The organism is Bacillus sp. PS196 (assembly GCF_037963555.1).
GTDB lineage: Bacteria > Bacillota > Bacilli > Bacillales > Bacillaceae > Bacillus > Bacillus subtilis.
On the sequence record NZ_CP150159.1, the window covers coordinates 3,777,398 to 3,803,431 of the forward strand.

The window sequence follows — 26,034 nt, forward strand, 5'->3', positions numbered from 1 at the left end:
CGAGGCTGTATTCATTTATTGTAAGCGTCTTATCAGCTTTTATTCTCGGTTGAAATCTCATTTTCACCTAAGGAAAAAGTATAGAGGATGGCGGGGAAAAAGTAAAGATGCGTCCTATTCTGGGATGTTTAAAAACGATCTTTTTTTCTCATAATAGTAGAAACATAAAAAAAGGGGGAAACCCGTTGTGGATGCAATGACAAATAAACGGCTGAGACTGACGCTGAAAACCGTTCGCGCCTTTATCTTTTTAGGGGCTTTTGCGGCCTTGGCGGCAGCTGCCGTGTTTATGACTGTCATTTTGATAGCCAAATACCAGGGCGCTCCCTCGGTGCAAGTGCCGCAATCCACGATTTTGTATGCGAGTGACGGCTCAAAGCTCGGGGAAACGAACTACGGCGAAAAGCGCTATTGGGTCCCCTTAAAGGACATGAATCCGACGATCGTAAAAGCGACAGTGGCGATTGAAGACCAGAATTTCTACGATCATCACGGCTTTGATTATAAACGCATGGCCGGCGCGGCGCTTGCTGACCTGAAAGCATTTGCCAAGGTTCAGGGTGCAAGCACCATCACCCAGCAATATGCCAGAAATTTATACCTTGAACACGACAAAACGTGGAAACGGAAATGGAATGAGGCGTTCTACACGATCCGTCTGGAACAAAACTATTCTAAGGACGAGATATTAGAAGGCTATTTAAATACGATTTACTACGGCCACGGCGCCTACGGCATTGAAGCAGCTTCCCGCCTGTATTTCGGCAAGCATGCCAAAAACCTGACGGATGCGGAGGCGGCGCTTTTGGCAGGAATCCCGAAAGGCCCTTCCGGCTATTCACCGTATGTCAATGAGACGAAGGCCAAGGAACGCCAGAAAACGATTGTGCGGATGATGGAAAAGCAGCAGATGATCAGCCAAAAGAAAGCGGATGAATTGATCAAGGAACCTCTTTCCTATCAGCCTTTGAATAAACAAGTTTCCAAGAGAAAGGCTCCTTATTTCTACGACAATGCGATGAGAGAGCTGGAAAAAAAGCTCGGCATGACACGGGAGCAAATTGAAACGAGCGGGTTAAACGTCTATACAACGGTAGATAAACGGATGCAGCGCATCGCCGAGGAGACCATTACCGAAACGGTTAACGCGGGATCTGACATTCAAGTCGGGTTTTCAGCCATTGATCCCCGCACCGGAAACGTTCTCGCCCTTGTCGGCGGCAGGGATTATCAAAAAAGCCCGTTTGACCGGACGACACAGGCGAAGCGCCAGCCTGCTTCGACGATCAAGCCGTTGCTGTACTATAAAGCGATTCAGAGCGGATTTACGCCAGTCACTTTGATGAAAAGCGAAGAAACCGAGTTTCAAATTGATGCAAAGGGAGAAACCTATTCTCCAAGCAACTATAACGGATACTATGCCAACAAGCCGATTACGCTTCTGCAGGCGCTGGCGCTTTCCGACAATATTTACGCTGTGAAAACGCATCTTTTTCTCGGCACGAACAAACTTGTAAAGACGGCAAAGGAATTCGGCATTACCGCCCATCTTCAAGCACTGCCGTCCCTGGCACTCGGCACCGAACCCGTACGTCCGATTGAGATGGTCAACGCCTATGCCATGCTCGCAAATGGCGGAAAGAAAATCGAACCGACTTTTATTTCAAGGGTAACGGACGCAGCCGGCCACGTGCTGTACGAAAACCCGAATCAGCATAAACAAGTGCTTGATGAAAAAGCCGCTTTTGTCACAGCGAGTATGATGACAGGCATGTTTGATACCGATTTAAATGGATATACGTCGGTAACGGGGCGAACGATAGCCAACCGCCTGACAAGAACGTATGCCGGAAAATCAGGAACCACCAGCGCAGACAGCTGGATGATCGGCTTCAATCCGAAGCTGGCCGCAGGTGTTTGGACCGGCTATGACAAAAACAGCACCATCGACTCGGTCGAAGAAAAAAGCTATGCTAAAACCATTTGGGCGGACTTCATGGAGGACGCGCTCAAAGGCGAACCAGAAACCGCGTTCAAGCCGCCAAAAGGCGTAACCGGTGTGTACATTGATCCGGAAACAGGCTACTCATCAGGTCCCGGCTGTGCCGCTAAGCATTACACATATTTTGTGAAAGGCACAGAACCAGCAAACATGTGCTACGGGGCAGAACCCGCAAAACAAACAAAAGACCGGCTTCCATCCAAAGAAAAGCCCGCTTCCGAGAAAAAGTGGTGGGACAAATGGCTGGGGCGACATCATTGAAAATAACCCGGCTCCTCGGAGGCCGGGTTATTCGTATGGTTCCTTCATAATCGATGGAAGAATGTTAAACAATCGAGCTGAACAATCAGTTTTGGGATAAAGTGGTGAAATTCTCATTTCTTCGACGCCAGCTTTCATCTCCCAGTCGCCGACTCATATTCCCCTAAAAATGAAAAACCCCGAGTCTTGTTTCGGCTCGGGATTTTCCATGTCCTATTTCTGTATCAACAGTTTACTCAATGTTCACAAAAAATATCTCAAATACTTTAAAAGTTCACAGAAAATTCACAAATTAATTATCTTCCGGAAGCAGGCTTGTTTTTAATTCATCTGATGAACGGTCCCATAGGCCCTGATCATGCTTTTTCAGAAATTCGCCTAGTACACGCTTCGAGCTGTCGTCCATTTTATCAACGATGATTTTCCGTTTCATGGATTTATCCATCAAATTCACATGCTCAGGCAGCGACTTGTAGCCTCTTCTGATGCTTCTGTCGACCGTCATTTCACAGGCTGTCACACCAGCGTAATAAGGCCCCTCTTCTTTTCTGTCAATCGTTACCCACACAAGCCAGTATGGTTTTCCGTTCGGCACTTCTTCTTTATTCGGGAGAAATTTAATTCCTTTTTCAACGGTGCTGCGGGCATGCATAGCGCCGATGTCTACGAACGCTTCTTTTTCCTCTACATCAACGAATACGGGAGAAATGTTATCAAGGCTGAGTGCCCCTACGCCAAAACCGCCGTGTCCGTCTGTCGGATCACTTTTGATAATATTAAACCCGATTGATTTTTTCTTTTTTTCTTCCATGAAGTTCTACCTCCTACAAAAGCGGTTGAAATATCGCTGAAAACAGCTTTAAAATCGAATCTCTTCCTGCATTGAGCATCGGCCACAGCACGTAAGATCCGAGCGGTGTCACAAACAGCACCAAAAATACGATAAAGCCGTAGCTCTCCGCCTGCGTCATTTTGGCACGCACGCCCGGCGGAACGAGATCTTCTATAATTCGATAGCCATCGAGCGGAGGAAGCGGCAGCAGATTAAATAAAAACAAGACAAGATTCAGCTGTATCCAAATAGAAAAAAACTGATCCAGCCCCGTGCTGAACGCCGCAAGCATTTCCATTCCGTACGCATGCATCAACACTAACAAAAAGAAACCAATAAACGCAAGAATCAGGTTACTGACGGGCCCGGCTATAGATACGAGCACACCGGCAAGCCGGGGTTTCTTAAAGAAGCGGCGATTCACGGGAATGGGGCGCGCCCACCCGAATCCGGCCACCAGAATCAAAATGGTTCCGAACGGATCAAGGTGTTTAATGGGATTCAGCGTCAGTCTTCCTTGTTTTTTCGCCGTATCGTCACCGAATTTGTATGCGACATAAGCGTGGGCAAGCTCGTGCATCGTAAACGACACAATTAGCGTGATGACGAGGTATGGCATTAAAGATAACGGATAATATAAAAAGCGGTCCAAGTGAGATATCCCTCTTTCTCAAAATGCAAGAATTTACTTTATTCAGTATACTATAAGAAGCCTCTTTTTCTAAAGAGAGGAAACGAGATAAAGGAGGATTCAGCACCCATGCCATACGTAACTGTCAAAATGCTCGAAGGCCGTACAGACGAGCAAAAACGCAATCTTGTCGAGAAAGTAACAGAAGCCGTAAAGGAAACAACTGGCGCTTCTGAAGAAAAAATTGTTGTCTTTATAGAAGAAATGAGAAAAGACCATTATGCCGTCGCAGGCAAACGCCTGAGCGATATGGAATAATCTCTATAAAGCCGGCGCTTCGCGCACCGGCTTTTATTATCCCTATTGAGCCAGCTTCGCAATAATCGCCAAGAACGTCTTTTTCTCTTCGGCTGTTAAACGTTCAAACATGCCATCAATCAGCTGCTGGCGGTTTTCGATCATTTGTTCAGCCGCTCCCCGGCCCGATTCAGAAAGCGTAATCCATACAGTGCGGCGGTCATTGTTATTTCTGGATCTCTCAATAAACCCTTCCTGCTCTAAATGATTCAGAGCTGTGGTCGTGGCAGAGGGAGACAGTGTGACCTCCTTCAAAATATCCTTTATGGTGCAGCTCCCATGTCTGTATATGATCCGCAGAATAAATCCTCTTACATTATTCACGTGTTTCGGAACGGTGGCTTCATCTAATTGCTTCGTGCTTTTCAAATATTTTGTAAGTGCGTGATCCAGCAAATTTGCTTCCAGTTTGTCATGGTCCATGTAAATTTCCCCATTTCGAGATGCATTCATAACATACGAACGATATGATTTACTTATTATTTTACTGATTCCGAATAGGGAAAGTCAAAAAAGCAAAATGTGAATTCACAGCTTTTATCCTACATGCCTCGATTTTCCACCTGTTTGACAAGTTTATCTTTAAAAGTTTGGAAAGGAACGTGTTCACTCTGCTGATGTCCGAATCGGCGGACGTTTACCGCATTCTCCTGCTCCTCATGATCTCCAAGCACCAGCACGTACGGGATTTTCTGCACCTGCGATTCTCTGATTTTATAGCCCAGCTTCTCATTGCGCTCATCAATGCCGGCTCTTATCCCCGCCTGCTTCAGCTCCGCCTGTACCTTTCTGCAATAGTCTAAGTGAACGTGAGAAACCGGTATGATTTGAACCTGGAGCGGTGCGAGCCAGACTGGAAAAGCCCCGCCGTAATGCTCGATCAAAATGCCGAAGAAACGGTCGATTGAGCCGAAAACCGCTCTGTGGATGACAACGGGACGAACCTTTTCATTGTGTTCGTTGATATATGTTAAATCAAATTTTTCCGGCATTTGAAAATCAAGCTGAATAGTCGCGCATTGGTGGCTCCGTTTCAGGGCATCTTTTATGTGGAAATCAATTTTCGGCCCGTAAAACGCCCCATCGCCTTCATTGATCTCATAAGAGAGGCCAAGCTCCTCAAGGACGCGTGCTAAGGCACGTTCCGACGCTTCCCAAAGGCTGTCATTGCCTAATGAATCCTCCGGGCGAGTCGAAAGCTCAACTGAATACTCGAAACCAAATGTCCGATATACCTCATCAATCAGCCGAATCGCTTCTTTGATCTCACTCTCAATCTGATCCTCCCGAACGAAAATATGGGCGTCATCCTGACAGAACGTCCGAACGCGAAGCATTCCGTTTAAAGCGCCGCTGTATTCATGGCGGTGCACCTGTCCGAATTCCGCCATGCGAATCGGCAGATCCCGATAAGAATACAGGCTGTTTTTAAAGATGAGCATGTGGCCGGGGCAATTCATCGGCTTCATTGCGAATCTTGTATCATCCACTTCTGAAAAGTACATATTGTCGCGATAATGGTCCCAATGGCCTGACTGCTCCCATAACCGCTGATTCATCATAAACGGCGTACGCACCTCATCGTAGCCGGCATTTGTTTGCAGTTCACGCGAGAAGCGTTCCAGCTCATTGCGGACAATCTGCCCTTTCGGCAAATAAAACGGCATCCCCGGCGCTTCTTCAGAAAACATAAACAGCCCTAACTGTTTGCCGAGCTTGCGATGGTCTCGTTTTGCCGCTTCTTCCAGCATATGCAGGTGCGCATCCAAATCTTTTTTCTTTTGAAACGCAACCCCGTACACCCGCTGCAGGACTTCATTTTTGCTGTCTCCACGCCAATAAGCGCCTGATACTCTTGTCAGTTTGAACGCCTTGATCATCCCTGTAGAAGGAAGATGCGGCCCGCGGCACAGGTCAACGAATTCCCCTTGCTGGTACAGTGTGATATCCTCCCCGCGCGGAATATCCTTTAAAATCTCAAGCTTGAGCCGCTCGTCTTTTTGTGCAAACAGCTCTTCAGCTTCTTCGTAAGAAACCTCTATACGTTTGATTTCAAGGTTCTCATTTATTATGTTTTTCATTTCTTTTTCGATGGCCTCTAAGTCTCCTGATGCCAAGCTTTTCCCCAGCTTCATGTCATAGTAGAAGCCGTCTTCAATCACAGGCCCTACCCCCAATGACACTTCGCCGTACAGCCGTTTTACTGCTTGGGCCAGCACATGCGCTGATGTGTGGCGAAGCACCTGCAAGCCTTCTTGTGAATCGAGTGTAACAATCGAAAGCTCAGCATCCTCCTCCAGCTTGAAACTGAGATCAACAAGCTTGCCATTGACCTGACCTGCAGCCGCCTTCTTTTGCAGACTGGAACTGATAGAACCAGCCGCTTCTTTGATTGTGATGCCTTTCGGATATTCCTTGATCTGTCCGTCCGGAAGCTGAATGTGTACATGTTTACTCATTTTAAAACACTCCTTATTCATTGTTGTATATAAAAAAACACACCCGTCCCGCAGATAGGGACGAGTGTGTGATTAACCCGTGGTTCCACCCAAGTTCCCGACAAATACTATGTTGTCGGCTCGGTGCTATAACGCAGCATAGACGGCATTGGTTACTTCAGTTCCCCAATGCTGCTCCAAGGCGGTAAATGATATTCCTAAGCTGGGAAGCTCTCACCTTTCCTTCCCTCTCTGAAAACCGTAACTATCATTCATGTCCTTTTCATCGCATGTATTCAATTCATAAAAAAACACACCCGTCCCACAGATAGGGACGAGTGTGTGATTAACCCGTGGTTCCACCCAAGTTCCCGACAAATACTATGTTGTCGGCTCGGTGCTGTAACGCAGCATAGACGGCATTGGATACTTCAGTTCCCCAATGCTGCTCCAAGGCGGTAAATGATATTCCTAAGCTGGGAAGCTCTCACCTTTCCTTCCCTCTCTGAAAACCGTAACTATCATTCGTGTCCTTTTCAACGCATTTATGTAGTTCATATAAAAAAACACACCCATCCCTCTAAAAGGGACGAATGTGTTGATCATCCGTGGTTCCACCCAAATTCCCGATCAATTACACATGGTGATCGGCTTAAAGATGCTGTAACGCAGCATGACGGTATCAGATACTTGTTTTCCCCGATACGGCTCAAAGGCGGTAAGCTGCTTTCCCTGCGTTAGGAAGATCTCAGCTGTCCTTCCCTCTCTGGAAACCGTAAAAAGCATCTCGTGTCCTTATCAGTGCCTGTTGTTTCAATAATTTTTTATATCTTACTATATATTCCCACAAAGTGCAATCAGTGATTTACATTTTTTCTGACGCGGCAGTCCCGTTATGGGCAGCCAGAAACAGCCATACAAGCAATGCAGCGAGGCTGTATGACGCTCCCATCATCAAAAACGTAAACCCGGCACCAGCATACCAAGTGGCGGACAGATGAATGATCACCCCGGTTATCGCTACGCCGACCAAGGCTCCGATTTGCCGGTTTGCATTTAACGCCGCACCGGCGATATTCGCATGTCTTTGCCCGGCAGCCTGCATGATCACAGTTGTCATGGCAGGAACTGTAATACCGGTACAGAGGTTCATAACAGACATCAACACCGCCAGCTGCCAATAAGGAAAATCCGGAGAAATCAGCACAAACAACAGCAATGCAATGATACAGCTGACCGCCATTGATACAAACATAAGCTGACCGGCTTCAAACCGATTCGCCAGACGGGCAAACAGCAGATTGCCGATCACGAAGACCGCCATCATCGGGAGCAGCTCCACTCCAGCCATAAAGGAACTTGCCCCTCCTGCTTCCTGCAAAAAAAGGCTGAGCATAAACATGCCGCCAAAAAGGGCGAAATTCAGCAAAAACCCGATAAATTGGGCAGCTGAGAAGCGGCCGTTTTTGTATAAGGACGCCGGCAGGATGGGTGCTTTTGCAGAAATTTCCCGCAGCAAAAACAGCACAAATGCCAAAATCGCTGCAGTAAATGCTACAAGAATCACTGGCGAGCGCCAGCCCGCTGAAGGCCCCTGTATCAAAGCATAGGAAAGAAACCCGAGAGCCATCATGCCAAGCAGATGCCCGGTGATGTTCACGCGGCCGGATTTTCCCGGTACGCGGCTGAGGATTCGGTAAGCTGAAATGAGCGCAGCAGCCCCTATTGGCACATTGATCAGAAAAATACTCTGCCAGCCCGCCAACTGTACCAGCACGCCCCCGATAAAAGGCCCAAGGGCTGAAGCGGCGGAAACAAGCGCGGCCCACAGTCCAAACATTCTCGCCCGCGCCCGCTCATCAGGGTAAGAGGCAGCCAAAAGGCTGAGTGAGCTTGGCATAAACAAAGCTGCGCCAATTCCCTGTATAAGGCGTCCGACAATCAGCATCTGCCCATTAAAGGATGCAGCGCATAGACAAGAGGCGAGAACAAAAACAGCTAAACCCAGGATATAGATCGTCTTCGAGCCGAAACGGTCGGCCAAGGCTCCGCCCGCCAGCAGAAGCGACGCAAAAGTAAGAATGTACCCGTCCACAACCCACGTTACACCTGAAAGTGACATTGAAAGAGTGTTTTTCATATCAGCCATCGCCACATTCACAACGGTCACATCAAGAGTTGCCATGAGGAAACCAAGTGCGAGCACGATCAGCACGGATATGCCTGTTGATGATGTTGATTCTTGTATAGACCCGCTATTTTTCATTACAATTGCCCTTTCACTTGCTTGATTACCCAATCATCTATTTTTTCAAGATCATACAATTCCCCGACCCTGTCCATGACATGCTGCAAGGATTCTTCTTTCATGAGATTGGACCATTTATCCTCGATTTCCCCCATGACTGTCTCCAGCACACAGTGACTTTCACCCTCAAATACAGATTGCAGCAGGCCTTTCCCCTGATACATCGAACCTCTGCCTTCGACCGCTTGATAAACATCATAAAGCGTAATGTCCGCCAAAGGCTTCGTCAGGGTAAAACCGCCCTTCGTCCCTGGTAAGGATTCTGCCAAACCGGCTTGAACTAATGTTCTCATCAGCTTCTTCAAGTAAGACGGAGACACGCGCAATCGCTGGCTTATAGCCTCTGACGTCAAAGAAGCCTGTACAGGCAGCCGTGACAGTAACAGCAGCACAGAAACCGCCTGCTCCATTCCTGATTTCATTTTCATCCTATTCACTCCTGATTAATTATGGATAACTATTATCCATAATGAATCTCTTAGCAGCTTTTGTCAATAAAAAAAGCAAAAGAAACGATTCATTTCTTTTGCTTGGTATGGTTAACAAATCTGCTTCAGTTCCTCTATGTATTGAAGCGCTTCGTCATATTCTTCATTTGTATATTTTTGCTTGCTTTTGATGGTAAAGACTTTTTCTTTCTTTTCCTCATCCTCAAGCCCGTCAAAGTAAAGGATCGTGGAAACCAGCTCTAAAAACCGTGATGAACGGCTGTTTACACTGTCGATATAGCCTTTCATATCCGGCATGTCCAGATCAGCATGGTCTAAAAATGCGGAGCCTGTCTCAGTCAGCGAATACCGGTATTGAAAGTAGCCGCCCTTTTTTTCCTTCACCTCATGCAGAAATCCAAGGTTGCACAGCTCTTCAATCTGGAGCGTCAGTTCCTCTGAATATGGTCCGTAAAAGTGAAAATCATATTTCTCATAGAAAGGAAACTGCATTTTCTTGGCGATATAAATCATTTTCTGCAGCTTCTTTCGCCCGATGATTTCTCCAGAATCCGAGAACACCTTCATCAGTTTTGCATGTTCTTTCAACAAATTCCCGACATCTCCTTTTTCCTTCTTTCCAATTTCTATGTCAGTCCCAGCAGCTGCCGGATTTTCATTTTCGCTTCCGGATGTTTAGAGCCGTCACAAATCAAGTCCTTTGGATAGTACAGCTTGTGGTCCGTCCGCCGTTTACCTGAGATGGATTCCACAATAGCCGACTGCCTGGACAGCTCTTTAATTTGGCCGTTTTGCGTCAAGAGATGGATCGGCAGACGCTCCTCTTCCTCTCCTGGTCGGTAAAAATCGTATGGCAGATCTGATGAAGAATCAACGACCAAATAATAGCTCGGATCGATCCCCGCCTCTTTGAACAATGAAGTCAGCTCAAAATAAGCCGACATTTCTTCATTCGGATTGAATTCAACGTATTGGAAAAGCTGGCGGTTAATGAATCTGCGGCACAAGTCGGATAAAATCGCGTCTTCTTCATCCTCCCAGGCCTGGAAGTAATACAAAATAATAGATTCATCCAGCTTTACATAATCCTCCAGTGTCAATTTCCCTTCAAAAATAGAATAGAAATGAACCGGAGCGTGAGTGAAGACATAGCCTTCATCGTGCAGCTGCTTCGCCCTGTGAAGAATCTTCGTTAAAATGACCTCTGCACTTCTGGTCACAGGATGGAAGTAGACCTGCCAGTACATTTGGTAACGGCTCATGATATAGTCTTCGACAGCGTGCATTCCGCTTTCTTTAATGACGATCTGATCCTCGCGCGGCCGCATCACCCGAAGAATCCGCTCCATATCAAAATGGCCGTAGCTGACGCCCGTATAATATGCGTCGCGCTGGAGGTAATCCATGCGGTCTGCGTCAATCTGACTCGAAATCAGGCTGACCACTTGCTTGTTTTTATATGTTTTGGCAATGACTTCAGCAACATCCTGAGGGAAACCCGGGCTCACCTTTCTGAGCACCTGATTAACCTCCGTGTCTCCCAAAATGATACCTCTTGTAAAATCCTCGTGGTCAAGGTGAAAGACCTTTTCAAATGAATGCGAGAACGGCCCGTGCCCGAGGTCATGAAGCAGCGCCGCGGCCAAACAGAGTTCGCGCTCACTGTCATCCCATTCAGGGCGGCCTTTAAAGACGTCATCAACCATTCTTCTGACAATTTCATAGACACCGAGAGAATGGTTGAACCGGCTGTGCTCAGCCCCATGGAACGTCAAATAGGTCGTGCCGAGCTGCTTAATTCTGCGGAGACGCTGAAATTCACGGGTTCCGATTAAATCCCATATCAGCTTGTCCCGAACATGAACATAGCGGTGCACCGGATCTTTAAACACTTTTTCTTCTGATAATTTTCCATTTGGATACGCCATCGTCATTCCCTCTTTTTTTTAGCCGTGTTTCTATTATATCGACTCTATTCTTTGAAAACATCCTTGAATTTGCCCGGCGATTTGTTCCATCTTCATGAAAAACACATCTTGTGAAGCAAAAAAGCCTGACCTAAGGGCCGAGGCTAAGAAAAAATATGTTTTTACTTTTTTATTTTCTTTTTTACTTTGTCAATCAGCTCATCCTCTGTCGGAGCTGACAGCGGGCGATTGTTCACAAAAGCAAATGATTTTTTCCGTCCGGGCCCGCAATAAGATTGGCATCCTACCTCAACCTTTGCGTCCGGGTCCACTTCTTTCAAACGCGGCAGCAATGTTTTGATATTAGTGGCTTGGCAATCATCACACACTCGAAATTCATTAGCCATGACGTACGCTTCCCTTCATTTCTATGTTCATCTATGTGAATAACCTAAAATCACGTTTCAAAAAAAATCACATCACTCTTCATTTTACAAGGATTCGACTGTTCCTGCAAGCCGCTCCATCCTTCGTATCTCCTATTCTTTCAGCCAATTTGTATAAATATTTTCCAACCTGGACATTCTAATACCATGAAAAGAAAAATGGGAGTTGAGATAAATGACAAAACAGCGACAAGACGCTTGGTCAGAGGAAAACGATCTGCTTTTAGCCGAAACAGTGCTTCGGCATGTGAGGGAGGGCAGCACTCAGCTGAACGCCTTTGAAGAAGTCGGCGATAAATTAAACCGGACATCCGCAGCCTGCGGATTCAGATGGAACGCAGTGGTCCGCCATCAATATGAAAAAGCGCTTCAGCTTGCGAAGAAACAACGAAAACAGCGGATGAGAGCGCTCGGAAACGGGCAGCCCGCGAAAAAAAGATTATTATATCAGCCTCCTGCCGTTGATCCTGAAATCATTCAAGAAACCGCTGCAGAAGAGCCGGTTAAAACGGAAACACCATCTGTCGAAAATGAGCAACCTTTAATGTCTGGCGAACACATGCCTTTTGTTGATGAAAGCTTTAAGGAAGAGTTAGCTAGTCTATCACACTTATTGTCTCCTCAAACGCCTGCAGCTGCACCTGAGATGACGATGAATGATGTGATCCGCTTCCTGCAGAATTACGAAGGCAATAACGAGCAATCATCAGCATTAAAAATGGAAAATGAGCGTTTAAAGAAAGAAAATCAGGAATTGCAAAACAAAACAGAGCAGCTAGAGGCAGAAGTTCAAAAGCTTGAAAAAGACCAAAAAACGATCCAAGAAGATTATGAAACCTTGGTGAAAATTATGAACAGAGCCAGAAAGCTAGTTTTATTTGAAGAAGATGAACATGCCTCTCCGTCCTTCAAAATGGACCGGAACGGCAATTTAGAAAAATTAGCGGAATGACATAGAAAAATCCCAAAACGGGCAGCTGTTTTGGGATTTTCGCCATGTGCAAAATCCCCTTTTCTATTGAGAAAAGAGAATTTCCTCATTTTGCAGCCGGATCAGCTATTCTTGTAAAATGAGGCCAAGCTTATGTGAATCTATTAAGACATGTGAGCTGCCTCGGCCGTTTTTTGTTTCCGAGGCGCAGCAGAAATGACCAAAAGCCCCAGCATCATAAGCGCAATGCCCAGCCACGAGGAAGGCGAAAGCATTTCCCCTATGAAAAACACGCCAAGCAATGAAGCCGTCAGCGGTTCCGCTAAAGACAGCGTGACCGCCGCCGAGGCCGGAACCCCGGTAAGCCCTTTCGCAAACAAAAAGTATGCGGCACATGTTGCAATTAACCCGATGTAAAGGCTTGTTCCCAGTCCTCTAGGGGTCAATATCCACGAGATATCTGACTGCCATAATAGCGGCGTCAGCAAGATGGCGCTGATCATAAATACAACGGCGGAGGTCGCTCGCGGAGGCTGGGTTTTCATCATCGCTTTACTGATGAGCGTATAGCCTGCAAAAGAAGCACCCGCTCCAAGCGCCATAAGAACACCAGCCACATCAATCCGAACATTGGAACTGTCGGAAAACAGAAGCCAGCAACCCGCTAAAGCCAGCACAGTCGCAATCCACCAGGAGTTTCGCGGGCGTTTCTTCAATACAGCCCATTCGAGGGTCCCGGCAATGATAGGCGCACTGCCGATGGCAATCACAGTTCCCACTGCAATTCCCGTTTCTTTAACCGCTGTGAAAAACAGCGGCTGGTAACACGCCATACAAACAGCGGCTAAAAATACGAGCGGCCATGACCAATTTTTCACGTGAAGCTCTCGGCTGATCCAAACCGCAAGCAGCATGGCGCTCCCTCCTATTAATAACCTGAACGTCCCAAATACCAGCGGTGTGGCGCTTTCTGGAGCCAATGCCTGAACGGTTCCCGTGGTCCCCCAGAAAAAAGCCGCAATCAATACAAAAAGGCTGTAAATATTCCCTTTCATCTGCCTCTCCCCTTTAATATGGATGCTGATGTCATTTTATCGTTTTTCTTTTTGCTGTGGTTATCTGTATGTAAGAAGGATTTATCAGAAAATAAGATTATTGGGGTAAAATGCCGCTTGTGATAAAAAATGCATGCCGGCATATACAGCCGGCATGCGAAGAACGTTCACCCAAATACCTTTGCATTCCGCTCAGCCATCCGGACGAGGTTTTTCTCAAATTCCATTTCCTCATCAATGGACAGTCCGGCAGAGTAAAGATGAGTGCTTAACGCTTTTAATTCCGTCAATAAAGCGAACATTAAGTCTTGTACGGAGATGTCTTTTTGCAGAAGCTCACTTAAGGACGCCATCGTTTCCGGACGTATTTCCGGATAGACGCCTTTTTTATCGTTTTGTTTGTCTTTCAGCGCCGCTTGATAGAATCGTCTGATCAAGTCGGCCCTTTCACTGCCGCTTTTATCTGCACAGAGATAAATTTGAACAGCGACTCCGCCGCGAACGCGTCTCTGAGAGATGCCGGCGAACTTTTTGCCATTTATACTGAGGTCATAGCTGCCGGGACAATAAGACCCTTCAATTTCATAGGCTTCGATCTTTGCGTTATACGGTCTCAGCATTCGTCTCATCAGCTCGACCATCGCTTCATATCCTTTGTCTATATCGATGCCTTTCTTTTCGTCCTCGAATATGAGAGAGATATTTAAAACACCGTCATCCAATACGACGGCAAGACCGCCGGAATTGCGTACGATCACACGGTATCCTTCGCTCTCCAGCAAGGAGATGCCATCCTGCAAAAACGGGAGGCGTGTATCCTGTATTCCAAGGACAATTGTATCGTGGTGCACCCATGAGCGCGCTGTCGCCGGCGACACGCCTTTTCCGACGGACATGCACAGCGTATCATCCATTGCGAAGGATTGCTTCGCATCAAATAAAGGGCCGAGACTGGATTGGTCAATGACTCTCCATTTCGGCTGCATCAGTAAATCAATCGGTTGGTTTGCCATCTATGTAAAACCCTTTCATGTTAGGCTTATTGAACGAAAACTATTATATCATTTCAGCAGCTGTGATTGATAATTGCTTTTCAGCATCGTAATAAAAATTTCTTTATTTTTTGTATTCTCCATGAGAGGAGAATGAATGTAAGACAGCTTGCGCTTTAACGAGAAATTATTAATATGCAGAATTGAAATTTCGCGGTGGATCAAATCCTTATGCAGCACGCTTCTGGATAGAACCGAAAGTCCCATGCCGTTAATCACCGCTTCCTTTACACCTTGATTGCTGCTGATGGTAAACATTGATTTCGGCCGAAGTCCATTTGAACTGAGTACATGATCAAGATATTCTCTCGTCCCGGAGCCTTTCTCTCTTGTCACCCACGCTTCGTTCTGCAAATCGCTGATCGAAATCTCTTTCCGCCCGGCGAGCGGATGCTGATTTGGAGCGGCAATGCACATTTCATCTTCCATGAACGGTTCAATTTCCAGCTCATTCTCGTTTGTATGTCCTTCAATCAGCCCGATATCAGCCTGAAGCATCCGCACACGCTCGCTGACCTCCTCTGTATTGCCAATCATGACATCTAGATTCAGCTCTGGATACAGCTTTTGCAGCTGGGCCAATAGCGGCGGAAGAATATACTCACCGATTGTAAAGCTTGCAGCTATTTTCAATTCACCCTTCACATAGTGATGATGCGCATAGATTTCAGCCTTGGCTTGTTCGTAGAGAAACACCATTTGCTTTGCTCTTTGATATAAAATGTCTCCTGTCGGCGTTGTCGTAAAGTGTTTTGGCGACCTGTTCAGAAGAGCGGTTTGAAATTCTTTCTCAAGATTTTTGATATGCAGACTGACGCTGGGCTGGGAGATCATCAGCTTTTCTGCCGCTTTTGTGAAGTTTTTTTCTTCTACCACCGCTATAAACGTTTTCAGCACGTCGTAATACAAAAACCCCACCCCTGTCATTAATGAAATATATGGTTATGATTAGTTTTCTTTATTGTACTCATATCATCCGTCTTGGTAAAGAAGGCTATACGGAAGCGCAAAAAAGGCAGCCCTCGGTCGAGAGCTGCCATCGTCTTCATTTTTATTACAGTGCTTGCGCCGCTGTAATTAATGCGAGATTGTAAACATCTTCAGCGTTACATCCTCTTGAAAGGTCGTTTACAGGCATATTTAAACCTTGCAGGATTGGTCCTACCGCTTCAAAGTTGCCCAAACGCTGAGCGATTTTATAGCCGATGTTCCCTGCTTCAAGGCTTGGGAATACGAATACGTTAGCGTCCCCTTTGATCTCGGAATCCGGCGCTTTTTTCTCAGCTACAGATGGAACAAATGCAGCATCAAATTGGAATTCGCCGTCAAGTGTCAGTTCAGGCGCTTTTTCTTTCGCGATTTTCACTGCATCCGCTACTTTTTCTGTTTCATCAGATTTTGCTGAGCCTTTTGTAGAAAAGCTGAGCATTGCCACGCGAGGCTCAATGTCGAACATTTTTGCCGTATTGGCACTTTCGATCGCAATCTCGGCAAGGTCTTGGCTGTCAGGCGCAATGTTGATCGCGCAATCTGCGAATACGTATTGCTCTTCTCCGCGAGCCATGATGAACACGCCTGAAGTCTTTTTCACGCCTTCTTTTGTTTTGATGATTTGAAGAGCCGGGCGGACAGTGTCAGCTGTCGAGTGAGCAGCTCCGCTTACGAGTCCGTCTGCAAGGCCTTTATACACCAGCATTGTACCGAAGTAGTTCTCGTCTAATAACGCTTTGCGAGCCTGTTCTTCTGTCGCTTTGCCTTTGCGGCGTTCTACGAATGCTTGTACAAGGTCTTCCATGCCTTCATATGTATGAGGATCATAAATCTTAACGCCGTCCAGCGTAAGGTTCAATTCTTTTGCTTTTGCTTGGATCTCATTTTCATTGCCGATCACAATCGGATTCAGCACTTTGTTTCCTGCAAGCTTGCTGACCGCTTCTAAAATACGCTCGTCTAAGCCTTCAGGAAATACAATTTTAACGTCTTTTCCAGCTACTTTTTCTTGCACTGTTGAAAATAAATCTGCCACAATAAAACCTCCTCAAAAAGTTACAAAAACGCTTTCTTTTACTAGCATACTCTTCTTCCAATCAAATTCAAACAGCCAACTTCCATTATAGCGCTTTCATAAAAAAATCTTATTTTTCTAACTAATTTAAGTGACTCAATCTTCCCTTATAGGTTCTTCTATTTTGATGGAGTTATACGGAAGGGATGTTCAAGGTTTCTCCACAGTAGAATCGGATAAACTATGGTATAGTGAAGGCAATCATGAAAAGATAATGGGAGTGAAGATAAATGAGTGAACAGCAAATGACGAATGAAGCTGCAAAAACGCTTGACGGCTGGTATGCGCTTCATGATTTCCGCACAATGGATTGGGCTTCCTGGAAGCTTCTGTCCAGTGATGAGCGCCAATCTATCATACATGAATTCACTGGGTTGCTTGAAAAATGGGGCGTAGCCCAAAAAGAAGGAAAAGGATCGCAAACTCTTTACAGCATCGTCGGCCAAAAAGCTGATTTTATGCTGATGATCCTTCGTCCTACAATGGAAGAATTAAATCAAATTGAGCTTGAATTCAACAAATCAAGACTTGCTGAGTTCACCATTCCGGCATACTCCTACGTATCAGTGGTAGAGCTGAGCAACTACTTGGCAAGCGGTGACGGCGATCCTTATGAAAATCCGCATGTGCGCGCTCGCCTTTACCCTGAACTGCCGGAATCAAAATATGTATGCTTCTATCCAATGGATAAAAGAAGATCCGGCAACGACAACTGGTATATGCTTTCAATGGAAGAACGCAGAAACTTGATGAGAAGCCACGGTTTAATCGGCCGCAGCTATGCGGGCAAAGTCAAACAGATCATCACCGGCTCTGTCGGCTTTGACGATTACGAGTGGGGCGTTACATTATTCAGCGATGATGTCCTTCAATTCAAGAAGTTAGTGTATGAAATGCGTTTTGACGAAGTCAGCGCTCGCTATGGCGAATTTGGTTCATTCTTTGTCGGCAATCACCTTTCGCTTGATACACTTCCTCAATTCCTATATGTATAATATCCCCCTCCCGCCCTATCCGGCGGGAGTTTTTCAATCCTCCTTTATCAGAATTTAAATAAAATTTGCTATTTTCTTCGTTTTTTCTTACGATGTAGATAATAATCCAATTTTTTCAAAGGGGTGCAGTGATTTGTCAAAACGAACCGCATTTGTTATGGGAGCCAGTCAAGGGATCGGGAAAGCAATCGCTCTGAAATTAGCAGACCAGCATTTTTCCCTCGTCATTAATTCACGAAATTGGGATAATATTGAATCTGTCAAAGAAGACATTTTGGCCAAGCATCCTGAGGCGAGCGTCATTGTCCTTGCGGGGGATATGTCTGACCGGCATACGAGAGCGGGCATTTTTCAGGAAATCGAATCTCAATGCGGACGGCTTGATGTTCTGATTAATAATATCCCGGGTGGCGCGCCTGATACATTTGATAACTGCAATATAGACGATATGACGGCCACGTTCACTCAAAAGACCGTTGCCTATATTGACGCTATCAAGCGTGCTTCCTCACTGATGAAACAAAACGAGTTTGGCAGAATCATCAACATTGTCGGAAATCTGTGGAAAGAACCCGGCGCCAACATGTTCACAAACAGTATGATGAATGCCGCTTTAATTAACGCCAGTAAAAATATTTCCATCCAGCTTGCTCCTCACAACATTACTGTCAACTGTCTGAATCCTGGTTTTATCGCTACAGACCGTTATCATCAATTTGTGGAAAATGTGATGAAAAAGAACAGCATATCCAAACAGAAAGCAGAGGAACAGATTGCTTCCGGGATTCCGATGAAACGGGTCGGATCAGCCGAAGAAACCGCAGCGCTCGCCGCGTTTCTTGCCTCTGAGGAAGCCTCCTACATCACGGGACAGCAAATTTCCGCTGATGGCGGCAGCATGCAAAGCATATAAAAACATCCCGCTTTTTAGCGGGATGTTTCTTGTAATGACCCGAACGGCAGGTTCAGCTTTTGAATCCGCATGACAAATTCCCTCAGATCCTCCTGCTTCGACACCATTGAGATTCTGACATGCCTTTTTCCGTTGCTTCCAAAAATTTCGCCCGGTGTGACTACGACATGGGCATGCTCCAGCAAGTAATCGGAAAATTGGTGAGATGTCTCAAACGTATTCGGAATTTCAGCCCATACGTAAAAGGTTCCTTTTGGCTTTTCCATCTTCCAGCCCAATTCCTTTTCGCAAAGCGCCGTAAAAAAGTCAATTCGTTCCTTATAAATTCGTTTCAACGATTCCGTATGCTCCGGATCTCCAGAAAGCGCCGCACTCGCTGCCTGCTGCAGCCCGCCGAACATGCCGACAAATACATGATCCTGAAATTCATTGACGGCCTGAATGATCTTTTCGTTCCCAACCGCAAACGCCATTCTCCAGCCGGCCATGTTAAATGTTTTTGAAAATGAATAAAGCTCTGCTCCGACAATTTTGGCATCCTCTGCCTCAAGAAAACTGGCCGGTTTTTGATCGAATTCAAACGCTCCGTATGCAAAATCATGAATCAAATGGATGTTATGCTCTTTCGCAAAAGCAGCAGCTCTTGCATAAAAAGCCGCATCAGCCACAGCTCCAGTGGGGTTGTTCGGGTAGTTTAAAAACATAAGCTTCGCTTTTTCCAGCACGGCTGGATCAATCTTTTCAAAATCCGGCAGATAGCCATTTTCTTCATACAGCGGCATTTCGTAAAGCTCAGCTCGCGCCATCGTAATCCCTGATAAATATTCAGGATAGCCTGGATTCGGGACTAAAGCGATGTCTCCCGGATTGAGCAGGCATTGTGTCAGCACATACAATCCGGCTTTCCCGCCTCCGAAAAGCGCGACTTCCGTTTCAGGATTGATTGTCACTCCGTATTCCCTTTTATAGAAAGCAGCGATCGCTTCCTTTAAAAAAGGATAGCCCCTGAAAGGGCCGTATCCATGAAACGAAGGATTCAGAGAAGCCTCCCGCAAAGCCTCCACAATATGCGGCGGAGTGGGAAGGTCAGGGTTCCCCTGTCCGAGATTAATGATATGGGCCCCCGTTTTTTCCATTTCCTTTACCTTTTGAAAAACGAGAGAAAACTCTTGCCTTGGAAGTGTCTTGATGACATCGGACGGTGTTATTTCCATCTAAAAGACTCCTTTTTGCTCCGTTTTGTTATCCCGTTCCAAAAACGATTTGTTGACGAGCTTCGTATGCAAAAACAAACCGCATACGATCACGACAATCAGCCCCATAATGACCGGAGCGCTTAGGATGTTAATGAACATTGAACCAATAGAAATGCATAATCCGATAGACGCTTCGGCCACTGAAAAAATGCGCCCTTGAATCTGGTTTGCCGCATTTTCCTGAACCTTCACTTTTGCAAGCACTTCCCCGTATTCCATCGCGATGAAAAAGAGGATCGCCGCGATGACAGAAACAGCGAAAATCGGCGTGAATAAAAACAGCGCCAGCGAGACAATGGATAAAACGGTAAAGTACGTCAGGCCTCTATTGTTGTTAAAGCCCCATTTGCTGACAAGCGCCGCTCCGATGAACCCGCCGAAGCCGATGCAGAATGTGAGGATAAAGTTGCCGATTTCCCCGTCACCCAGAAAGCGGCTGACAATCGGAAAATAGCTGTACACAACTCCCCACAGCAAAGCCATTGTAATCATCGTAAACATGGCGTTTAATACGAATGCATTGGTTTTGATTTCCTTGAGTCCTTCCTTAAAAGACTGAAAGGCCTCTTTAATGTTTTCAGAGTGAATCGGCACAAATTGCAGTTTGATACGGCTGATGAAAAATGCCGAAACCAGGTATGTCACACCGTTAAAGGCAACAGCCAGCTCTACAGATCCGCCTAACAGAAAGAGCCCTCCGGCAGCCGCCCCGACGATAATGGAGATGGTTGTCGCTTTTGCAAATAACGTGTTGATGCTTTTAATATCTGATTCCAAGGACGACATGACAGCGAGACGGGCGGGATTAAAAAACACGCCGCTTCCATAAGTAATAAACAGCAGGGCCAGAAAAATCAGCGGATACTCGCCTTTTGGAAGAAATGTGAGCCCCAAAAAGATGATGCCTCTGATGATATCCGTCCACAGCATGATCTTAATTCTGTCTAACCGGTCGACCAGAACACCCAAAAACGGCTGAAACACCATCGGAATGCTTCTGACCACGATGACCCCGGACGTCACCCAATAATCGTGATAATATGTAGACAAAATGAGCAGGGCAGGGAGAACACAATAGTCTCCCATGAACGATAGCGCCTGCCCGTAAAGCAAGTATTTAGAGTTGGGTTTCAGCTGTTTCATACTGGCAGCACATACTTTGCCGTCAGCTTCGCATGCTGCTGAATTTGTCTGATTGATTCAGCCACATCCTGTGAATTACTGCCTTTCAGTTCAAATGCAGCAATGGAATTGAAAGCTTCAAACAATGTCAAATCAACTGAAGTGCCTGGTGCTGCGGCCGAAAAAGAAACGATTTCAGTATCCCCTTTTAAAAGCCCGTCCGGAATATCGATCGCTTCAATGACCAAATCCTCAGCGGTTTCTGGAATCTGGCCATTTTGTTTGAAATGCTGCGGGTACAAATGGCAGTCGGCGACATAGTAAGGCTCTTGATCCAATAATCCGTCCGGCAGATCGGCATCTTTTCCGAAACAGAGGACATCTAATAATAATTGCGCCATATCAAGGCCGAAAACCTTTTTAATGTTAGGGATCATATTCCAGCCGGCAAATCTGGCTGCCGATTCAATTAAACCCGGTTCTCTGTTTTTCATTAGCTTGACCTCTGTATGTGTTGCGCAATTTTGCAGGCCAAGCCCTTCATTTGCCTTTTTGGCAGCTTCGACAATTTTCTTTTTTGCCTCTTCATCCAGAATGGACGGCGTAATGTGGGATGTCTCTGTAAACCCGATTTGCGGCGTTTTATCATGAATGGCGATCGGGAAATACTCACCGTCAGCCATGATGCCTTCTATACTGATATAGTCGGAGTACCCTTCTGTTTGATACCAGTCTCCGTACTCACCCTGTAAAAATTCTTCAGCGATAAACGGCGCTTCAAACGTAACCGCCTTTGGCACGTTAATTGATTTCAGATAGTCATTGACTCTGTTAAATTCATCTTCTGCCGTCTCAGTGTCCGTAATCAGCGTTACACCGATAGAACTCGCTAAGTATGTAGGCTTTAAGATAAGAGGTGTGCCGATCTCTTCAAGAGCAGCACGGAAATCTTCAAGAGTTGTGACTCGTTTGTTTTTGATCGATTTGACTCCGGCCTTATTAAAAGCGTCCCTCATTTTATTTTTATCTCTGGCATTTTCGGCTGCCTGCACGCCGGCACCTCTCAAGCCCAGACGTTCACAGGCTTTCGCCATCGGAGCAATGAATAATTCATTGTTTGTTGTGATGGCATCCGCCCCAAACATTTCGGCAACCTTGACGATTTGCTCGACGACCTCTTCCTCAGGCTTGTTATGATCCTCATGCGCCCAATAAATGGAGTCAGGATGCTCAAAATCAGCTAAACTCTTAAAATAGTCTTTATCTTTTACGACCGCGACCGAGTATTTTTCAATCAATGCTGCATGGGAGGCTGTAATTGCAAAAGGTCTTGGAATAAAGCTGACCAGGTTATATTTTTCAGCAGCGCTTTTATAAAACATGTGCGGCGGGCAGCCTCCAAGATCAGCGATGACCAATACTGTTTTTCTCTCCATATGTAAAACACTCCTTCTCTATTGTGCGGTGTATCCTCCGTCTGCGGTGATGGCGCTTCCGGTCATATAGCTTGATAAATCCGAGGCTAAAAACAGCATCACGTTTGCGATTTCTTCAGGTTTCCCAAGCCTCAGCAGCGGATTTACCTTCGCCTTTTCTTTTTTGATCTCTTCAAGTGTGCCTTCATTATTTTCAAGGAATGATTTTTCATTCAGCGGTGTGTCGATGATCCCCGGGCATACGCAGTTCACGCGAATGTGATGCTTCGCATAATCAACGGCCATTGATTTAGTCAGCTGCAAAACCCCGCCTTTGCTGGCGTTATAAGCAGGAATATCAGGCCATGCCACGAGTCCGCCGACAGAGCACGTATTAATGATGTTGCCCTTGCCGGCGGCCAGCATATGCTTGAGTGCATGTTTGCTCATTAAAAACATGCCGGTCAAATTGACTTGCAGCACCTTGTTCCAATCGCTGAGCTCCATCTCGTGAATAGGCGCCACGATTTCGATGCCTGCATTATTAATCAAGACATCGAGCCCGCCAAATGTATGAACCGCCGATGCAACAGCGTGCTGGCAGGCAGCTTCGTCTGTGATGTCCGTTTGCACAAAGTGCAGCCTGTCATTATTTTCTTTTCGTACCATTGCTTCTCCCTGCGCTTCATCAATATCCGCCACAACCACATTGGCCTGCTGGCCCAAAAAAGCCTGAACCGCAGCATAACCAATGCCTGATGCGCCTCCTGTTATGAGGACGGTTTTATCGGTGAGGTTCATGATCATTCATCCGCCTTCATTTTTTTTGCTTTTGCCCTGTTATAGCGCGGCGGGAAGAAGATATTAATCGATTTTGATTCTTTTTCTGAACGGTTGATGGCACCATGATCTTCGCGAGGCTCACAGAAATAGGCTGTGCCGAATTTCATCTCGACTGTGCAGCCTTCGACCGTCATGTCATAGCCGCCGCCGATGCAGATGCCTATTTGTTCATTCCGATGTTTATGGAAAGGCATTTCTCCGCCATTTCCAGGGATTTTGGCAAGCATAATTTCTACCCAATCCTCAACAAAGAACGTGACTTCCATGCCCGGCAGCAGGTCTCTTGTTTTGAAAATATCCAAAAAGTAGTCCTCAGGACTTGTATATGTTTCATCAGCTTTCAGCCGCTTGATATCAATAGCAATCACTTCTTGGTCTGTGTCGTTTCTTGCCCCGTGAGGCACATGCGGCGGCGCGATATAGGCAGATTCCAAGGCTGTCATTTTTCTTGTCACATCTCCGACAGTCATCATCAGCTCGCCAGAAACGACCATGCCGATTTGGACCTCCTTATGCTGATGGGGTTCAACATTGGTATGCGGCGGGACGTAAGACATTAATACCTCAGTATCCCCTCGTACGGTTGAATACTGCCTCACTCCGTTTTCCCATTCAATTAATTTCGGTGTCGGGAAATAAAGCTCCTGCATATCTTCTTTAGTTTTCATCATCAACGTCTCCTTTTCCAAATAATGACCAGCTCATTGGAATGCTTTTGAATGTTTTTACAAAGGTTAGCCCGTACTTTTGCCGTGCAAGCTCATTGGTTAAGGCAATGTCATACAAACCTTCTTTTACTTTTCTTGCGGCTTGACTGGTTGAATTGACTAGTTTGAAACGAACATCTTTGCGGGTAAAATATTTTATTAAATTAATAGGTGAAGGATGTGAAACAATAACAGATGTATCAAGCATATCGTCTCTGAATTCAAAATCAGGACGAACAGCCAGGCCGTACATCGGTGTATCGCACCTGAAGATCTGCAATAGCTGCAAATCCGGCCTCATGTAGAAATGCTTAATGCCATCGTAAGCATGTGGGACGATGGTATATTCCAGCGGGCTTTGGAGCGTCCTTTCGATGCAAGATTCAAAAGTATCATGCAAGGACAATTTACTGTTCAGCCCTTGTAGAAGAGTAAAATTGGAAATGAAATGCTTTGCTGCGTACTCACTGCTTGTCCCCTCAGGGCCGAGCGTGTTGACTGTAATGAGTTTGGATAGTGAATCAGTTCTTTTTTTTGTCTGAATGCTATTATCCAATATAATCATGAGCACCAACCAATCTTTTAAAATTTTAAGTAAATTTTATCCAGCGGCAATTGAACTGTCAATGTTTTTTGAAAATATTGATAATTATTCCCATACAAACAAAAAAACCCTTTAAAAAGGGTTTTTAATTATAGGAATTTAGAAACTTTGTTTATTGAGATAAGGACTGATCGGCCTTCTGCTCAAGTTTGCCGTACTTTTTATATGCGAATACACTGAGCACAAATCCGAGGACTGTGATGGCGGCGCAAATCAATCCGACAGCTGCATAGCCGTATGACACATATACGGGTCCCATTAAAGCAGAACCTAATGTCACGGCCAGATTCGAGGCGAGGCTGTAAAACACCATGACTTTTCCGCGATGACGCTCTGAGCAGTCACTCAAAATGGTGCTGAGCAGCGTCACCGTCAAACTTTGCATTAATCCCCAAATAAATAGGCTGGTGATTAACAGAAACATAGACGCCGGCGCATATGGTAAACACGCCAGCAGAACGCTGATGACCCCCAGCGCAATCAAAAGGGAGCGCATTTTTCCGATGCGGTCGGCTATCTTTCCTGTAATCACACTCATGGAAAACCCGATTCCATAAATCATGATAAATAAGCCCGCAGCCGTGTTTCCTCCGGTAAAAACGTCCTGAAGATAGGTGCCTAAAAAGGAATACATACCGTAAAAACCAATCATATTACAGAAGGTTATCGTGATATAAACAGGTACACGAGGGACTTTCAGCGCATCCCGGAATGTTCCTGCGGGCTCTTCTATTTCTTCCTTGCCGCTGTTTTTATGTTGGGCATGGCGGCGCATTTCAAGGAGAATCAGCAGGACAACTAAAACGCCCATCAAGGCGAAAATCCAAAACGTCCATCTCCAATGCAGGACGCCGCCGATAAATGATCCGAGCGGCACTCCGAAAATCAGCGCCAGCGACCAGCTTGAAACGATCAGTCCCATCACCTTGCCCCTGTATGTATAAGGAACACGATCACCGACAACTGCGTAAGCGGTCGGAACAAACGCTCCCGCAGCCAATCCCGAAAGCGCCCGGCCTAAAAAGAAGAAAAAAATATTTTGAGCCAAAGCGCATATCACCGTTCCTATGATAAAGATCATAAGCCCGGCCAATAAACTCCGTTCTCTGGAGTATTTATCGCCTAATGGAACCAAAAGCGGCGCACCGATAAAAATCATAATGCCGTAAATACTGATAGATAATGCAAGGACACTGACATCTGAGCTGAAGGCTTTTGCTAAATCCGGCAGCAGCGGTGAGATCACAAGCTCTTCAGATCCGGCTGCAAATACCCCCATCGTTAAAGCCAGTGCCAACAATAACGGAAAATGATGTTTTGTTTTGATGTCATTGTTTTGATTGCTGTTCATTCTTTCTCAAACACCTCTTCCATAATCTTCTTATCATAAAGTTGTATTATAGTTTAGCATTGTTTTTTCACTATTTACAATTCGAACGAAATCT

25 protein-coding genes and 3 other annotated features are annotated in these 26,034 nt (G+C 45.9%); of the genes, 5 read left to right on the plus strand and 20 right to left on the minus strand.

Translation table 11 applies throughout. The features are described from left to right. Positions 1–187: 187 nt before the first annotated feature. Positions 188–2,263, plus strand: a complete 2,076-nt coding sequence (locus NST79_RS19590; protein WP_033883392.1) for a transglycosylase domain-containing protein — start codon at positions 188–190, stop codon at positions 2,261–2,263. A gap of 292 nt (positions 2,264–2,555) precedes the next feature. Here NST79_RS19590 and NST79_RS19595 read toward each other — a convergent pair whose 3' ends face one another. Both NST79_RS19595 and NST79_RS19600 read right to left on the minus strand, forming a co-directional pair. Beyond that, complete coding sequence (locus tag NST79_RS19595) at positions 2,556–3,074, minus strand: YwhD family protein (protein WP_015250981.1); 519 nt, start codon at positions 3,072–3,074, stop codon at positions 2,556–2,558. A gap of 13 nt (positions 3,075–3,087) precedes the next feature. Continuing rightward, complete coding sequence (locus tag NST79_RS19600) at positions 3,088–3,747, minus strand: site-2 protease family protein (protein ID WP_003243167.1); 660 nt, start codon at positions 3,745–3,747, stop codon at positions 3,088–3,090. 108 nt (positions 3,748–3,855) lie between these two features. Between NST79_RS19600 and NST79_RS19605 the strand changes: the two genes are divergently transcribed. Next, positions 3,856–4,044: a 2-hydroxymuconate tautomerase gene (locus NST79_RS19605; RefSeq protein WP_003222038.1), complete on the plus strand. Its 189-nt coding sequence runs from the start codon at positions 3,856–3,858 to the stop codon at positions 4,042–4,044. A gap of 42 nt (positions 4,045–4,086) precedes the next feature. Here the strand turns inward: NST79_RS19605 and NST79_RS19610 are convergent, their stop codons facing one another. From NST79_RS19610 to NST79_RS19640, 7 genes are all read right to left on the minus strand, one after another. After that, positions 4,087–4,506 (minus strand): MarR family transcriptional regulator, encoded by a 420-nt coding sequence (locus NST79_RS19610; RefSeq protein ID WP_003242889.1) that lies wholly within the window; start codon positions 4,504–4,506, stop codon positions 4,087–4,089. A gap of 119 nt (positions 4,507–4,625) precedes the next feature. Then, complete coding sequence (gene thrS / locus NST79_RS19615; protein WP_212060271.1) at positions 4,626–6,542, minus strand: threonine--tRNA ligase; 1,917 nt, start codon at positions 6,540–6,542, stop codon at positions 4,626–4,628. A 53-nt stretch (positions 6,543–6,595) separates the two neighbouring features. Beyond that, positions 6,596–6,817: a binding site (T-box leader), on the minus strand. Positions 6,818–6,848: 31 nt separating this feature from the next. Further along, positions 6,849–7,070: a binding site (T-box leader), on the minus strand. Between the two features lie 33 nt (positions 7,071–7,103). Then, positions 7,104–7,332: a binding site (T-box leader), on the minus strand. A gap of 54 nt (positions 7,333–7,386) precedes the next feature. Beyond that, the gene (locus NST79_RS19620; protein ID WP_033883396.1) at positions 7,387–8,787 is read right to left on the minus strand and encodes an MFS transporter; all 1,401 of its coding nucleotides are present in this window, start codon (positions 8,785–8,787) and stop codon (positions 7,387–7,389) included. Further along, positions 8,787–9,257, minus strand: a complete 471-nt coding sequence (locus NST79_RS19625) for an Rrf2 family transcriptional regulator (RefSeq protein WP_072175776.1) — start codon at positions 9,255–9,257, stop codon at positions 8,787–8,789. Before NST79_RS19625 ends, NST79_RS19620 begins: the two co-directional genes overlap by 1 nt. 111 nt (positions 9,258–9,368) lie before the next feature. Further along, a complete protein-coding gene (locus NST79_RS19630; RefSeq protein WP_003227524.1) occupies positions 9,369–9,869 on the minus strand; it encodes a YwgA family protein in 501 nt (166 codons plus the stop codon). A gap of 35 nt (positions 9,870–9,904) precedes the next feature. After that, positions 9,905–11,206, minus strand: coding sequence for an HD domain-containing protein (locus NST79_RS19635; protein ID WP_015250978.1), 1,302 nt, complete (start codon positions 11,204–11,206; stop codon positions 9,905–9,907). A 161-nt stretch (positions 11,207–11,367) separates the two neighbouring features. Further along, positions 11,368–11,592, minus strand: coding sequence for a DUF1450 domain-containing protein (locus NST79_RS19640; protein WP_003222050.1), 225 nt, complete (start codon positions 11,590–11,592; stop codon positions 11,368–11,370). A 214-nt stretch (positions 11,593–11,806) separates the two neighbouring features. On the opposite strand from NST79_RS19640, the gene rsfA reads away from it, so the two are divergent. After that, on the plus strand, positions 11,807–12,583 hold the full coding sequence (gene rsfA / locus NST79_RS19645; protein WP_003227516.1) for a prespore-specific transcription regulator RsfA: 777 nt from the start codon (positions 11,807–11,809) through the stop codon (positions 12,581–12,583). 143 nt (positions 12,584–12,726) lie between these two features. Here the strand turns inward: rsfA and NST79_RS19650 are convergent, their stop codons facing one another. The 4 genes from NST79_RS19650 to pta form a co-directional block, all read right to left on the minus strand. Beyond that, positions 12,727–13,617, minus strand: a complete 891-nt coding sequence (locus tag NST79_RS19650) for a carboxylate/amino acid/amine transporter (protein WP_128993519.1) — start codon at positions 13,615–13,617, stop codon at positions 12,727–12,729. A gap of 167 nt (positions 13,618–13,784) precedes the next feature. Further along, positions 13,785–14,630 carry an octanoyl-[GcvH]:protein N-octanoyltransferase gene (gene ywfL / locus NST79_RS19655; protein ID WP_003227511.1) on the minus strand — a complete coding sequence of 282 codons (846 nt, stop codon included), beginning with the start codon at positions 14,628–14,630 and terminating at the stop codon, positions 13,785–13,787. Positions 14,631–14,678: 48 nt separating this feature from the next. Continuing rightward, positions 14,679–15,578 (minus strand): cysJI operon transcriptional regulator CysL, encoded by a 900-nt coding sequence (cysL, locus tag NST79_RS19660; RefSeq protein ID WP_029318684.1) that lies wholly within the window; start codon positions 15,576–15,578, stop codon positions 14,679–14,681. A 145-nt stretch (positions 15,579–15,723) separates the two neighbouring features. After that, on the minus strand, positions 15,724–16,695 hold the full coding sequence (pta, locus tag NST79_RS19665; protein ID WP_003235941.1) for a phosphate acetyltransferase: 972 nt from the start codon (positions 16,693–16,695) through the stop codon (positions 15,724–15,726). Between the two features lie 269 nt (positions 16,696–16,964). Between pta and hemQ the strand changes: the two genes are divergently transcribed. Next, positions 16,965–17,729 (plus strand): hydrogen peroxide-dependent heme synthase, encoded by a 765-nt coding sequence (gene hemQ, locus NST79_RS19670; RefSeq protein WP_003242896.1) that lies wholly within the window; start codon positions 16,965–16,967, stop codon positions 17,727–17,729. Between the two features lie 133 nt (positions 17,730–17,862). Beyond that, a complete protein-coding gene (bacG, locus tag NST79_RS19675; protein WP_015250974.1) occupies positions 17,863–18,642 on the plus strand; it encodes an NADPH-dependent reductase BacG in 780 nt (259 codons plus the stop codon). 14 nt (positions 18,643–18,656) lie between these two features. On the opposite strand, the gene bacF is transcribed toward bacG, so the two are convergent. The 7 genes from bacF to NST79_RS19710 form a co-directional block, all read right to left on the minus strand. Continuing rightward, on the minus strand, positions 18,657–19,856 hold the full coding sequence (gene bacF, locus NST79_RS19680) for a transaminase BacF (protein ID WP_095010538.1): 1,200 nt from the start codon (positions 19,854–19,856) through the stop codon (positions 18,657–18,659). Continuing rightward, the gene (bacE, locus tag NST79_RS19685) at positions 19,857–21,041 is read right to left on the minus strand and encodes an MFS transporter (RefSeq protein WP_212060269.1); all 1,185 of its coding nucleotides are present in this window, start codon (positions 21,039–21,041) and stop codon (positions 19,857–19,859) included. Then, positions 21,038–22,456: an alanine--anticapsin ligase gene (gene bacD, locus NST79_RS19690; protein ID WP_015250972.1), complete on the minus strand. Its 1,419-nt coding sequence runs from the start codon at positions 22,454–22,456 to the stop codon at positions 21,038–21,040. Before bacD ends, bacE begins: the two co-directional genes overlap by 4 nt. An 18-nt stretch (positions 22,457–22,474) precedes the next feature. Then, positions 22,475–23,236, minus strand: a complete 762-nt coding sequence (bacC, locus tag NST79_RS19695) for a dihydroanticapsin 7-dehydrogenase (protein WP_033883424.1) — start codon at positions 23,234–23,236, stop codon at positions 22,475–22,477. A gap of 2 nt (positions 23,237–23,238) precedes the next feature. Then, positions 23,239–23,946 (minus strand): 3-((4R)-4-hydroxycyclohexa-1,5-dien-1-yl)-2-oxopropanoate isomerase, encoded by a 708-nt coding sequence (bacB, locus tag NST79_RS19700; protein WP_003244300.1) that lies wholly within the window; start codon positions 23,944–23,946, stop codon positions 23,239–23,241. Next, a complete protein-coding gene (gene bacA, locus NST79_RS19705; protein WP_009968341.1) occupies positions 23,936–24,550 on the minus strand; it encodes a prephenate decarboxylase in 615 nt (204 codons plus the stop codon). The genes bacB and bacA overlap by 11 nt, the downstream gene beginning before the upstream one ends. Positions 24,551–24,701: 151 nt before the next feature. Further along, positions 24,702–25,940: an MFS transporter gene (locus NST79_RS19710; RefSeq protein WP_212060267.1), complete on the minus strand. Its 1,239-nt coding sequence runs from the start codon at positions 25,938–25,940 to the stop codon at positions 24,702–24,704. Positions 25,941–26,034: the final 94 nt, after the last annotated feature.